Annotated in this window: 9 protein-coding genes and 1 other annotated feature; of the genes, 8 read left to right on the top strand and 1 reads right to left on the bottom strand. The window is 53.1% G+C overall.

Going from position 1 to position 13,908, the window contains the following annotated elements; all coding sequences use genetic code 11:
* The first annotated feature begins 252 nt into the window (after positions 1-252).
* Positions 253-518 (top strand) — a binding site (T-box leader).
* A 400-nt stretch (positions 519-918) separates the two neighbouring features.
* Positions 919-3,369: a leucine--tRNA ligase gene (gene leuS / locus ACX1DY_RS08675; protein WP_458963777.1), complete on the top strand. Its 2,451-nt coding sequence runs from the start codon at positions 919-921 to the stop codon at positions 3,367-3,369.
* Positions 3,370-3,472: 103 nt separating this feature from the next.
* On the opposite strand, the gene comER is transcribed toward leuS, so the two are convergent.
* A complete protein-coding gene (comER, locus tag ACX1DY_RS08670; RefSeq protein ID WP_458963776.1) occupies positions 3,473-4,321 on the bottom strand; it encodes a late competence protein ComER in 849 nt (282 codons plus the stop codon).
* A gap of 140 nt (positions 4,322-4,461) precedes the next feature.
* Here comER and ACX1DY_RS08665 point away from each other — a divergent pair, with 140 nt between their 5' ends.
* The 7 genes from ACX1DY_RS08665 to ACX1DY_RS08635 all read left to right on the top strand — a co-directional run bounded on the left by ACX1DY_RS08665 (position 4,462) and on the right by ACX1DY_RS08635 (position 13,882).
* A complete protein-coding gene (locus tag ACX1DY_RS08665; RefSeq protein WP_458963775.1) occupies positions 4,462-5,112 on the top strand; it encodes a ComEA family DNA-binding protein in 651 nt (216 codons plus the stop codon).
* A 93-nt stretch (positions 5,113-5,205) separates the two neighbouring features.
* On the top strand, positions 5,206-5,724 hold the full coding sequence (locus ACX1DY_RS08660; RefSeq protein WP_458963774.1) for a deoxycytidylate deaminase: 519 nt from the start codon (positions 5,206-5,208) through the stop codon (positions 5,722-5,724).
* A gap of 123 nt (positions 5,725-5,847) precedes the next feature.
* Entirely contained in the window at positions 5,848-8,526 is a 2,679-nt protein-coding gene (locus ACX1DY_RS08655) for a ComEC/Rec2 family competence protein (protein ID WP_458963773.1), read from the top strand.
* Positions 8,527-8,664: 138 nt separating this feature from the next.
* A complete protein-coding gene (locus ACX1DY_RS08650) occupies positions 8,665-9,624 on the top strand; it encodes a carbohydrate ABC transporter permease (RefSeq protein WP_019909150.1) in 960 nt (319 codons plus the stop codon).
* The gene (locus tag ACX1DY_RS08645; RefSeq protein WP_019909151.1) at positions 9,624-10,472 is read left to right on the top strand and encodes a carbohydrate ABC transporter permease; all 849 of its coding nucleotides are present in this window, start codon (positions 9,624-9,626) and stop codon (positions 10,470-10,472) included. The genes ACX1DY_RS08650 and ACX1DY_RS08645 overlap by 1 nt, the downstream gene beginning before the upstream one ends.
* A 79-nt stretch (positions 10,473-10,551) precedes the next feature.
* Positions 10,552-12,312, top strand: a complete 1,761-nt coding sequence (locus ACX1DY_RS08640) for a cache domain-containing sensor histidine kinase (RefSeq protein WP_458963772.1) — start codon at positions 10,552-10,554, stop codon at positions 12,310-12,312.
* The gene (locus ACX1DY_RS08635; RefSeq protein ID WP_458963771.1) at positions 12,290-13,882 is read left to right on the top strand and encodes a response regulator; all 1,593 of its coding nucleotides are present in this window, start codon (positions 12,290-12,292) and stop codon (positions 13,880-13,882) included. The genes ACX1DY_RS08640 and ACX1DY_RS08635 overlap by 23 nt, the downstream gene beginning before the upstream one ends.
* Positions 13,883-13,908: the final 26 nt, after the last annotated feature.

Raw genomic sequence — 13,908 nt, 5'->3', positions numbered from 1 at the left:
AGTGGGAAAACTCCACTTAATTCCTTATAAAATCACTGAATGGATGGAAATGGAGAGAATTAGGTCTACTTTTTCCATCTAATCACCAAAAAATCGGTAAAATTCGCAAATTAGGTTTCCTTTTTCCACTTCATTCAATCTCACAGTTCATTTCGTAAGCGTTGCCCGGGGTGTAACAGGCAAATCATTGACTGGATAGGGTTCTTTTGTATATAATGTGGTGAATATTACTGATTTACAATCAGGAAGCATAGCAGTGCGATGAAGAGGAGTATTAATTCGTGTGACCGTTATTGCAGAGAGCCGGCGCAAGGTGCGAGCCGGTTAACGGAGAAGAGTGAACTCACCTCGGAGTAACGGCGCAAGCCGCAGGTGGCCGCAAGCTTGAAGCTGCGAAGCCCGCGCGTGAACCGTCGTCGTCTCACCCCCGTTATAGGGTGTCAAAGTGAGTGGCAGATAAAGCATATCCGCCGCTAACTAGGGTGGTACCACGGGAATTTCAACCTCTCGTCCCTAGCGATTATACGCTAGGGATGGGAGGTTTTTTTGCAGTATTGGACCTGTCAGGAATCTGGTTCCGGCAGGATAACTGTCTGCTTGAGGCACACGAAGGCAGACATCCACCACAGCGGAACAGCGAGTCCTGAGCTGGTCCTTGGACTTTGCCGGCCCGTTAGGTAAAACGGGTTAGTATTTTAAATTTTTGAAGAGATAAAGGAACGGAAAGAAATTTTGGAGCTGGAGCAACGTTAGTGGCCGCCTTTATTCTCGGATTTCTACCGCGAAGAGCGGTTCAAATCAAGAAATCGGAGAATAACAGCGGGCGGAAGCCCAAACATTTCTGGTAGTGACCCTACTCTGCATATTTTTTACAAAGGCGTTTAACTAAGTAAGCAACACTCCAAGGAGGAGCATAAGATGAGCGACAACAAATTTAGCACTGAGCCTCAAGCAGGCTACCGTGCGCAAACCATCGAGCCGAAATGGCAAAAATTCTGGGATGATAACAAGACCTTCAAGACAGGCGAAGATGCGGGTAAGCCGAAATTCTACGCGCTGGATATGTTCCCGTATCCTTCAGGCGCAGGGCTGCACGTCGGCCACCCGGAAGGCTATACAGCTACGGATATCGTCTCCCGCTACAAACGGATGCGAGGCTATAACGTGCTGCACCCGATGGGCTGGGATGCCTTCGGACTTCCTGCTGAGCAGTATGCAATGGATACCGGACAGCATCCGCGCGACATTACAGTTAAGAACATTGATAACTTCCGCCGCCAGATCAAGTCGCTGGGCTTCTCCTATGACTGGGACCGCGAGATCAGCACAACCGATCCGGAGTACTACAAGTGGACGCAGTGGATTTTTATCCAGTTGTATAACCGTGGCTTGGCGTATGTGGCAGAGGTATCGGTCAACTGGTGTGAAGCGCTGGGAACGGTGCTGGCCAACGAAGAAGTCATCGACGGTAAAAGCGAGCGCGGCGGCCACCCCGTGGTCCGCAAACCGATGCGCCAGTGGATTCTCAAGATTACGGAATATGCTGAACGCCTGCTTGAAGATCTGGAAGAGCTGGACTGGGAAGAAAGCATCAAGGATATGCAGCGCAACTGGATCGGAAAATCCACCGGCGCTGAGGTGATCTTCGCGATTGAAGGTCATGATGCGAGCCTGGAGGTATTCACCACCCGCCCGGACACTTTGTTCGGCGCAAGCTATTGCGTGCTGGCACCGGAGCATAAATTGGTAGACCTCATTACGACAGAGGAGCAGAAGGCGGCAGTTGCGGAATACCGTGACAAGGCTTCGCGCAAAAGCGACCTTGAACGTACGGATCTGGCCAAGGAGAAAAGCGGCGTATTTACCGGCGCTTATGCCATCAATCCGGTGAATGGCGCACAGGTGCCGATCTGGATCGCCGATTATGTGCTTGCCGGGTACGGAACGGGAGCAATTATGGCGGTACCTGGGCATGACACCCGCGACTGGGAATTCGCCAAGCAGTTCGGGCTGAACATTGTGGAGGTTGTGCAGGGCGGCAATGTCGAAGAAGAAGCCTACGCCGGAGACGGACCGCATGTGAATTCCGATTTCCTGAATGGCCTGGAGAATAAAGAAGCGATTGCCACAATGATATCCTGGCTGGAAGAGAAAGGCAGCGGCAAAGGCAAAGTAACCTACCGCCTGCGCGACTGGCTGTTCAGCCGCCAGCGCTACTGGGGCGAGCCGATTCCAATTCTGCATCTGGAAGACGGCACGATGAAGACCGTTCCGGTGGACCAACTGCCGCTGCTGCTGCCTGAAGTGGATTCAATCCGTCCTTCGGGCACTGGTGAATCCCCGCTGGCAAATGTGACCGAGTGGGTCGAAACGGTTGATCCCGAGACCGGCATGAAAGCCCGCCGGGAGACGAACACCATGCCGCAATGGGCTGGAAGCTGCTGGTATTACCTGCGCTACATTGACCCGCGCAACGACAAGGAGTTGTGCTCACCGGAGAAGCAAAAGGAATGGCTACCGGTTGACCTGTACATCGGTGGAGCCGAGCATGCAGTGCTCCATTTGCTCTACGCCCGTTTCTGGCACAAGGTGCTGTATGATCTTGGCGTGGTCGATACAAAAGAGCCGTTCCACAAGCTGGTGAACCAGGGGATGATCCTGGGGAATAATAATGAGAAGATGAGTAAATCACGGGGCAACGTCATTAACCCGGATGAAATTGTGGAAGCCTATGGCGCGGATACACTTCGTGTCTATGAAATGTTCATGGGGCCGCTGGAAGCCACAAAGCCGTGGAATGAAAAAGGCGTAGAGGGCATTCACCGCTTCCTTTCCCGCGTATGGCGTCTGTTCGTGAATGAGGATGGCAGCATCAGCGCTAAAATCACCCCGGACGGCGGCACCGACGAGTTCAAGCGGACTTGGCACAAGACGCTGAAGAAGGTTACCGAGGACTTCGAGCATCTGCGCTTCAATACGGCGATCAGCCAACTGATGATTTTCATCAACGATGCTTACAAGCAGGAAACCTTGTCTACTGAAGCAGCAGAGCATTTCGTACAGATGCTGTCACCGCTTGCACCGCATATTGCCGAAGAGCTGTGGCAACTGCTCGGGCATGAAGGAAGCATCAGCTATGTGGCTTGGCCGGCTTATGATGAAGCCTGGACGGTGGATGCCGAGGTGGAGATCGTCGTGCAGGTAAATGGTAAAATCGTACAGCGCGCGCTGATCGCGCAGGATATGAGTCAGGAAGATATGCAAAACCATGCATTGTCGCTTCCGAATGTGAAGGCGGCAGTCGAGGGCAAAACCGTACGCAAGATCATTGCGGTTCCCGGCAAGCTGGTTAATATTGTAGTGGGTTAAGCGAAGAACGCAATTCTGCCCGCAGCAACGGAGTTATCCGTGCTGCGGGCTTTATTGGTTTAAGGCAGCTTTGAAGGCAAAGGGCCGGCGTTGTGGCGGGTTGTTAGCGGTCCAGCGGAGTTTGAATGATGCCGCCTGTGCCGAACAGAATGTCGAGCTTATCGACATCTTCATCGTATTTTTCATGTGTGGTGGTGATCAGGCGTTCGAAAACGCCGTCGAGACTGGTGCGCAGATGGTTCAGCGCTTCCGCTGTAATGCCGCCGCGCACGGCTACCCGCTCTTGCAGCTCCTGCGGAGTGAATCCGCCTTCTGTCAGCAGCTTGCCTGTACCGAGCAGCATTTCACCGGCCAGCCGGGTAAGCAAGGCTTCTTCTATGCCAGTGGCTTCTACCGCAGCCTCAATCCACCGCTCAATGAAATAGCTGATGAACGCAGGGCCGCAACTGGAAAAATCCGAGGCAATCCGGGTATGCGTCTCCTGTATTTCCAATGGAACGCCTATGAAAGACAACAGATGAAGCAGCAGTAGCCTGTCTTTTTTATTAATTCTGCTGCCAAATATGCAAAGTGAAGTCCCGCTTTTGACAGAGTGGGTGATACTGGGGATAACTTTGGCAATTTTGGATGGCAGAGCGGATTCCAAGTGATAGAGCATCACAGGGCTGGTGATGGAGACAACAATTTGCTCGCTGCGCAGGCATGTTGAGATTTCCTCTGTCAGCGTTTTGAATTCCAGCGGTTTTACACATATGAAAAGGATATCGCTTCCGGCCGCGATCTCTCTGTTGCTGCCAATGGATAGGCCTGGATGGCGTTCTTGAAGCTGCAGCAGTTTGTTCTGGCTGCGGTTGCCGGCAAGCACATCGCACGGCTCAAATGCTCCCGAAGAAAGAAAGGCGTCGATGAGCAGACTGCCCATGCTGCCTGTTCCGATAAATCCCACCTTCATCCTAGGGTACCTCCTTTCTGATGTCGCTATTGCTTGCAGCAGTACTCTTCGTTAAGTCTATGCACAGGAGTCTTGGACAAATGACAGGTTTTAAGCGGATTATTGAATAAAATTCCAGTTTATTGTAGGAGGAGGGCTTCATGAACAAAAGAATACTGGCTTTGGTCATTGCCGCCGGATTGCTGGGCGGCGGGCTTGTGTGGGCAGCGGACCGCGAGGAGGACAGTGGTATTGCTGGCTGGAAGACACTCAATGCCAGCATGGCGCAGGCTCTAGGCTCAGCGGACAAGGGGGCGACATCGGCTGCGGCTGGCGGGAGCAGCGTGGAGGAGAGCAGCAAGCCAGGCGAGGAGCGCGGGGAGAAGGGGGCAGGCACAGGGAAGGAAGGTAGCGCAGGGAAGGAAGATGCAGCATCCACAGTGGCGGCAGCTAATGCTGCGAGAAGTGTCGGCGCAGAAGCGGTAACACCGCCAGGAAATGGCGCAGGGACGCCTGTTTCTGGCAGTAATGTAGGAGCTGAGGCCGGTGCTGGGAACAGTGCAGGTGCTGCGGCGGGTGCTGGAAGTGGGGAAACTTCTACAAGCCAAACATTCGTGGACGGCAAAATTAACGTCAACACAGCGGATGCTGCTGCACTGATGAATCTGCCGGGAATCGGTGCGAAGAAGGCGCAGGCGATTATAGATTACCGCAGCAGCAAGGGGGCTTTCCGCAGCCTGTCTGATTTGGGTGAAGTGAAGGGAATTGGGCCGAAGTTGCTGGAAAAGCTGAAGCCGCTCGTGATATTCTGAGAGTGACCGGGTGTGCAACCATTGTCCTAGTGGAAGCTTGCTGCAATATGCTACAATAATGATCAACTATTGAAGGGAAAGTGGAGATTACTGATGACTGTAGCCTACCGTAAGAATTGGGATACTTATTTCATGGATATTGCCTGCATGGTCTCCACACGCTCGCGGTGTCCCCGCCGCCATGTTGGCGCCGTGCTGGTGCAAGGTAAGAAGCTGCTGGGCACTGCTTACAATGGAGCGCCGATGGGGGTGCCGGATTGCTCGGAAGCGGGCTGCATGGTCTCTGAGCAATATGAACGGGAAATGGTTAACGGGGTAGAGACGATGGTGATGAAGCAGCGCTGCATCCGCACCATCCACGCCGAGCAGAATCTGCTGCTGTTCACGGACCGGAGCGACCGGGAAGGCAGTACCGTCTATGTTACTGATGAACCGTGCTGGACCTGCGCCAATATGCTGGCTAACAGCGGAATTGTGGAGATCGTCTATCTGCGGCCCTACCGCAAGGATATGGAGAAGGTAGAGGCGATGCTGCGCTCCAAAGGGATTATCTTCCGCCAGTTGGAGAATTATGAGCCGCCGAAGGAAACGATGATCACCGTATCGGAATAGCCGGAAGGCTGCCGCAGTCGAATAGGCATAAGCTTCAGGGGAAGAACCTCTGTACTACGCGTTTTTTGCGTATGCAGGGGTTCTTTTGTTTGTGTACGGATGTGTATATAGGGAGGAACGTTCATGAAAAAAAGGCCGCTGTTAAGCTTCATAGTATGCTGGATTGCAGGCAGCTCGGCAGGCTGCTTGTTCTCCGGGCAGAAGCTGCTGATTTACTTGGCGGGCTGTCTGCTGCTGCTCATCATCTTTGCTGTCAGCGCAAGAATCGGATGGAGAAATTTAGCGGTGTTCGGACTGGCGCTTATTGCGGCAGCCCTGTACTGGGAATGGAACGAGGGGCGCAACGTCAGTCTGCTGCCGGAAGCGCTGGGACATTCGGCAGCGGAGCTGAATGAGTCCTATGTACAAGCCGAAGGCGTGATCACTTCACCTGTGGAACGGGACGGGGACCGGGTTGATTTTACTGTAAAGCTGTCGCAACTAGGAGCGAGCGGGGAAGGAGAGCATCCGCAGGAAGGAGCACAGAAGCGGGAAGGACAAGTGGCAGGCGAGTTAATCGCTGTGCAAATCAAGCTCCAGGCTGAAGCCGAAATCGCCACTGCTGCCAAGTGGAGGAGAGGCGATCAGGTAGTGCTTAAGGGACAGCTTGTGCAGCCTGCGGAAGCGCGTAATTTCGGCGGATTTGACTATCGGGAGTATTTGCTGACTAAGAGAATTCATTGGCTCATCAAGGGAGAAGGCGTGGAAAGTGTACAAGCCTCGCCCCCGGCATCCTGGCGGCTATCAAGCATTTTGCGCTGGAATGATGCGGCGCGCGCCGCTCTTGGTGCGGAGATGGACCGCTTATTTCAGGAGCCGCACGGGGGATACATGAAAGGATTGGTCCTGGGCATTCAGGACGCCCTGGACGAAGAGACGTTCAAGCAGTTCTCGCAGCTTGGACTGACGCACATCCTGGCGATTTCGGGTATGCATGTGGCGGTGTATGTCGGGGTTATTTTGTTTCTGCTGCGACGCTGCCGCCTGACCAGAGAAACGGCTCTAACCATTACCGTGATACTTGTGCCTGTGTACGTGCTGCTGTCCGGCGCGGGGCCGTCCATTGTGCGGGCGGGGATTATGAGCATGATCGCCTTGCTAGCCGCCCGGTTCGGGCTGCTGAAGGATGGAATGAATATTCTCGCTGCGGCGGCGCTGATTATGCTGGTCTGGAATCCGTATCTGCTGCTGAGTGTCAGCTTCCAGTTGTCCTTTCTCGTTACGGCCGGACTTATGGTCTATATGCCGCTTGCCGCGCCTTTGCTACGCAGGTTGCCCCGTTGGCTGGGCAGTGCGGTATCGGTGACACTGATCGCGCAGCTGGTGTCTTTTCCGCTGACGATTTATTACTTTAATCAGTTTTCACTGCTGTCCTTTGCCGCTAATCTGGTGTTTGTCCCCTTTATTACTTTTCTGGTGCTGCCGCTGGGGACGCTGGCGCTGTTGCTTGGCCGGCTCTGGAACGCTGCTGCCGGTGTGAGCGCGCAGATTACGGAGCTGCTGAATAATGCTACCTTTGGCGCGGTGGAATGGATGAACGGGTTTTCCGGCGGGGTCCTGATCTGGAGTTCTCCTTCCTTGCTGTGGATTTGCTTGTATTATTTACTGCTCTATGGCCTGCTCTACAGCTTGAAGCGGCGGTATGAGGTCCGGCTGGCGCCGCAGGCAATGGAGGATGAGACAAAGCCGCTGGCGGAGCTGGATCAGCCGCATGGTGCAGGCGGGAGAAGCCTGGGCGGTGGTATTTGGAGCGGAGCCAGGGGGAAAGCATTACCGATGCCCTTTCAAATGCCGGTTGCTCAGCGCTGGACTGGCCCGGCAGCCTTCTTGTGTACTGCCGGAATTGCTCTGTTGCTGTACAGGGGCTACTATGCAGAGAACCTGGGCGGTGCGGGAGCGATCAGCTATCTCGACGTTGGACAAGGTGACAGTATTCTGATCTCCACTCCCGGCGGAGCCCATATTCTGGTCGATGGCGGCGGCACAGTCAGCTTTGGTAAAAAGGAGGAATGGCGCATCCGCCGCAGCCCGTTCGAGGTCGGGGCTAAGACGCTGCTGCCACTTCTGAAGCAGCGGGGGATTCACCGGCTGGACGCCGTTATTTTGACCCACGGCGACCAGGATCACGCCGGAGGGCTGCAGGCGGTGCTGGAGGGAATGCCTGTGTCGACGCTGCTATTTAACGGGACGCTAGCCGACAGGGAGCCTTACCGGAAGCTGATGGGTACAGCGCTTGCGGCTGGTGTCCGGCTGTACCCTGTACAGCAGGGGATGGCGCTTGCTCCGGATGAGGATACGGAGCTGACCTTCCACTGGCCTGAACCGCAGACGGCGGGGGAGCCCATACTGCCGGAGGTGGATGACCAGAATCACGAATCAGTGGTTTTTCGGCTGCAGATGAACAGCCGCAGTTTTCTTTTTACAGGAGATATGGACAAGGCGGCGGAGGAAACGATCCTTGCAGACGGCAGGCAGGCGGGAATCGGCGCTGGACAGCCCATTGATGTGCTGAAGGCCGCGCACCACGGCAGCAAAACTGCAACAAGCGCAGCCTGGCTGGATTTCTGGAATCCCAGTGCCGCTGTGATCTCTGCCGGAGTCAACAATCTGTACGGGCATCCGAATGCCGAAGTATTGGACCGTTTGGCGGCGGGCAGAACCGCTGTATACCGGACCGATCTGCACGGGGAGATTCAGATGAAGGTCCGGCAGGAGGGGATAACGGTACGGTATAAGCTGGAAGCGGCAGAGGTGCAGCGGTAAATATTTTATTTTCCGCAGCCCGCCGAGAATTGATAGATAGTGAAAGAAAAGCATTCATTCCTCTCCTTCAAGCCTGTAGCATGCCGAACTATAATGAAAGAAAAGTTCCGATACAGATGGAAGATAGGAGTGAAATTCATGAACAATGCTGCTGCAAAGCAAGCGCCCGCGGGTTCCATGAAAACGGTTCCGTCCAGTAAAACGCGCATCAGACGCTGGGAATCGCCGCTTGCCGGTTATCTGTTCCTCTCCCCATGGCTAATAGGTTTCTTCCTGTTGACCCTGGGACCGATGGTTATGTCCCTGTATTATTCGTTTACGGATTACTCATTGCTGGCGGCGCCCAAGTGGACCGGACTGGCGAACTACACCAAAATCTTTACTGAGGATGATGTCTTTCCGTCATCGCTGCGCATTACCATTACCTTCGTGCTGCTGACCGTGCCCCTGCGGCTGATGTTTGCGCTCAGTGTGGCTATGCTGCTAAACCGGAAGATCAAAGGGATTTCCTTCTACCGGACGATGGTCTACTTTCCGTCACTGATCGGGACGAGCATCGCGGTATCCATCCTCTGGAAAAATATTTTCAGCCGCAACGGGTTCATCAATGATTTCCTTTCTATTTTCGGGATCAAAGGTCCGGCATGGATTGCTGATCCGAAATATGCACTGGGTACGCTGATTCTCTTGATGGTCTGGCAATTCGGTTCGTCGATGATTATTTTCCTGGCCGGTCTGAAACAGATTCCGGGTGATTTGTACGAAGCCTCCGCCGTGGATGGGGCAAGCAAGTTCCGCCAGTTTTTCTCGATTACGCTGCCGATGCTCTCGCCGATTATTTTGTTCAATGCCATTCAGACGATGATCAACACGTTCCAGATGTTTACGCAGGCTTTTGTTATTACGGGCGGCGGTCCGGTCAAATCCACTTTTGTATATGTCATGTATCTGTATGAAGAAGCCTTTACCAAGTTCCATATGGGCTACGCCTCGGCTCTGGCCTGGATTTTGCTGCTGCTGATCGGGCTGTTTACGGCCGTGCTGTTCGGAACTTCGAAATACTGGGTGTTCTATGAAACGCAAGGAGGCAAGAAATAATGGAAGCCACCAGTTCAAGCAAACGCTTTGTTACGCATATTTCTCTCCTGGTCGTCAGTTTGATCATGATGTATCCAATCTTTTGGTGGCTGGGCGCCTCTCTGAAAACCAATGAAGAGATGAGCTCTGCCAATCTGTTCCCGAAGATCCCGCACTGGGCCAACTTTTCCGACGGCTGGGTGTCGGTGCCGAACTTCACATTCTCCCATTTCTATCTCAATACCTTTGAGCTTGTCGCCGGAGTTTTGTTCACGAGCGTGATCTCCTGCAGTCTGGTAGCCTTTGCCTTCTCACGCCTGGATTTCCCGCTGCGCAATTTCTGGTTCGCGATTATGCTGGTTACCCTGATGCTGCCGACTCAGGTTACGATCGTGCCGCAGTATGTCATGTTCAGCAAATGGGGCTGGATCAACACCTATCTGCCGTTCTATATTCCCCATTTGTTCGCAGGCGGCATCGGCGGGCCGTTCTTTATCTATCTGCTCGTCCAGTTTATGCGCTCCGTCCCCAAAGAGCTGGATGAGGCGGCCAAAATCGACGGCTGCTCCTGGTTCAGCATCTACTGGAGAATTATGCTCCCTTTGGTAAAACCTGCACTGGTTACCGTTGCTATCTATTGTTTCCTGTGGAACTGGGATGATTTCTTTGGACAGATGCTTTATATTAATACCATTGATAAATATACGATCAATCTGGCACTCAAGCTGTTCATCGATTCGCAAGGATCGGTGCCATGGGGACAAATGCTGGCGATGTCGCTGGTATCCATAGTTCCATCGGTGTTGATTTTCTTCCTGGCACAGAAGCATTTTGTCGAAGGAATGTCGGCAGGGGCTTTGAAGGGCTAGGTCATATCCATAGCCGGAATTTGAAGCTGCGAGTTTTCGCGGCTTTCTTTTTCTTTATCTGATCTACGGAGGATTCCACATGCGGGTGAACCCCTTTAAAACGCTGCGCATCGATGTTGTTTTCTTTTTTGGCTTCGCTTTGATTGTTACGATCCTGGTCGGTCTGATCCTCGTTTTCAGTTATATCAACGGGTCCAGAGAGATTGCGGACAACACCTCGTATTACCAGCAGAAGCTGCTGATCGAGCTGCATAAGAAGCTGAACACCAACCTGGAGGATATTGAGCAAAGCTCCAACACAGCTGCGCAGAATTTTAACGAGCGGTATGAAGAGATGCTGGACGGCAATCAGTATGACCAGATACGGGGACAGACAAGCATACGCTCCCAATTGAACAATTATGTATTCAGCATGCCGATCCTGCAATCAATTCATGTCTATTCCGACCTGACACCGTCTTACAATGTGCAGGAATTTGTCCAGTTTCTGCCGATCGGACAGATGGAGCGTGAACCCTGGTACGATGATCTCCGCAACTCCGACTATGCTTGGCTGAGCGAACGGACTATTAAGACCAACAATGGGGACACTTCGGTTATCAGTTTTGCGCGCAAGGTCTATAACCGCTTCAACAGGGCTTTTGCTGTGATGGTATTCAATGTCCAGGTCCCAGCCTTCCAAGCTCTGATTGCTACCGAAGACAGCCGTTCCAATCTGGCGCTGCTGGATGCCACGGGCAAGCTGATTACGAATACCGGAGATGCCTCTTTCTTTCTGCAGCATGAGGATCAAATCCAGGCTCAACTGGAAGCGCAGACTACCGGAGCCAAGCGGACTGGTGATGAATTTCTCGTCTGGTCCTCCTCGCTGGATTCCCAGTGGTCCTTAGTGGAAATAACCTCTTGGAGGCAGATCACTGCCGGAAGTCTGAAGCAGACCAAAATCATCCTTGCTCTTGGAATCGCTACCATTGTGATGATTCTGCTGCTTGCCGTCTTTCTGTCCCGCCAGTTCGTCAAGCCCATAGGGCTGGTGCTGAAAGCCATGAGCAATTTCTCGCTCAGCAAAAGGACGCCGCTGCCGTATGATTACAAAAATGAGTTCGGCCGTCTGTTCCAGGGCTATGAGAAGCTGACTTATAGAATTGAAGAGCTCTATGACAGCCTGGAGCGGCAGCATGAGCAGCAACGGGCGGCAGAGATTAAGGCACTGCAGATGATGATCAATCCTCATTTTCTGTACAACTCTCTGGATCAGGTGAATTGGATGGCCATTGAGGCCTCGCAGCTGCAGATCAGCAGCATGCTGTCGCATTTGGGCCAATTCTTCCGGCTTGCACTGTCGAGCAGCGACAGTCTTGTTCCATTGTCAGAGGAGCTGGCTCATATTGAGAGCTATTTGCAGTTTCAAAAGATACGCTGGGAGGATCGGCTGGAGTACCGCTTGCTAATCACCGATGAGGCCAAAAGCATGTTTGTGCCGAAAATCATTCTGCAGCCTTTTGTGGAGAATGCCTTCATCCACGGCTTTCATGGCAAACAGCAGGCCTCGCTGACGATTGCCGTCAGCATCCTGGAAGGCCAACTGCTTCAGATTGTTATTATGGATAACGGCCGTCAGCTGCCGGAGAACTGGATGGAGAAGCGCAGCGCCAAAGGCGGGTACGGCCTGCGTAATGTCCGTGAGCGGATTGAAGCGATGTTCGGCGATGCCAATGGTTTTGGCTTTATGCTGGAAAATTCGCCGGAAGGCGGTACACAAGCCATCATCAGCCTGCCTGTACTTTATTCACCATCACTTAAGGGAGGAACACAGCATGTGGAAAGTAGTCATAATTGATGATGACTTCCAAGTGGTAAGAGGATTGCGCAAAGCGATCCCCTGGGAGGAACTGGACGCGGAATTCGCCGGGGAAGCGATTGACGGGGAGGCTGGCCTCAAGCTGATTGAAGAGGTCAACCCCGACATTGTCCTGACGGATATTTATATGCCGGTTATGAACGGGATACAAATGATTGAACAGTTAAAAGCCGGGAATTTCGCCGGCCGGTTTGTGATTTTGAGCGGGTACAATGATTTCGAGTATGCCCGGACGGCGCTTCGTCTCGGAGTGGACGATTATTTAACCAAGCCTGTCACTGTGGATCAAATCCGCAGCGTATTATCAGAAACGATAGAGAAGCTCGAAGAAACTTATCTGCACCGGCTGGAGCATAGCGGAGTGCAGTCGGGTGAAAGGGAGGAAGAGCTCCGGCTGGAGGAATGGCTTGTAACGGTGCTGAACGGCTGGAGCCAGAACACCGAGTCGGCAGCCCCCTGTAAGGAAATGAAGGAACGGAAATATACGGTTATGGTTATGGAGGTTCTCTGGACCGAACGCATCCGCAGCATCTCGCTGGCCGATTGGAATCTGTTCAAATTTGCCGTATCCAACATCGTCGCGGAGGTGTTTGGGCAGGAATGGCCGGAATCCTGCTTCGTCTGGTTGTTCGGCAATCATGCAGCGCTGCTGCTCCCATCGGCGGAGTGTGAGCCGGAGGAGAAAATTGTTCAGGCTGCGGACTGCCTCGGGGAGCTTATTGTCAGCAGCATGAAGACTTTTCTTGGCCTGGAAATTCGTTATGGCATCGGAAATGTCAAGCCCGGCTGGAGTGGGATTAAAGCCTCGGGTGACGAGGCCATGCAGAGATTGTTCGAGAAATTGCCGGTCAATCTAAAAGGCGGCAGAATTTTGATGAGCGGGGAAGCGGGTTCAGCGGATGAGGAGTTTTTGCTGACTGATTATTACCAAAGTATAACCAAAGCGCTGCAGGAGGAACGCGATGACGAGGTGATGCACCTCATCCGCCTGTACTTGAACCGCAAACAGCCCGAGCAGACCGGGGACCCCCTGGCTTACCGTGTACTTGCGGCAGAGCTGTGGACACTGCTGCACAACGCCATCCTGATGGCAGGGCTGCCAGGTAAAAGTGTAGATGAAGGCTTGGCTCTGCGCGAGCTGAGAGAAATGACCGAGCTTCCCAAGATAGAGGAGTGGCTGGAGACGCTGATCCGGGGGCTCCGCAAGGCGCAGGTTCCGGCAATCCAGGAGAAGCACCGCAAGGCTGTACAGTTCATGACCGAATATATACATACCCATTATGCCGAGGATATCACATTGGAGCTTCTGGCCTCACAGCTGTATATCTCCAAAAATTATTTAAATCAGCTGTTCAAAAAGGTGACCGGCGAAACCTTCACCAACTACGTGATCCGCGTGCGGATCGAGAAGGCCAAAGCACTGCTTCTGGACGGCAGCCATCTGATCTATGAGGTCTCGGAAATGGTCGGCTACCAGAATGTTCCTTATTTTAGCACACTCTTCAAAAAGTATTGCGGTGTCAGTCCCAGCGAGCTCATGAAACGATAGTTTGTAGTGGATATTGAAAGATTTGT

This window comes from Paenibacillus sp. BAC0078 (assembly GCF_054483875.1).
The sequence above is the reverse complement of the archived record's forward strand: the minus strand, read 5'-3'. Positions and strand labels throughout refer to the sequence as shown.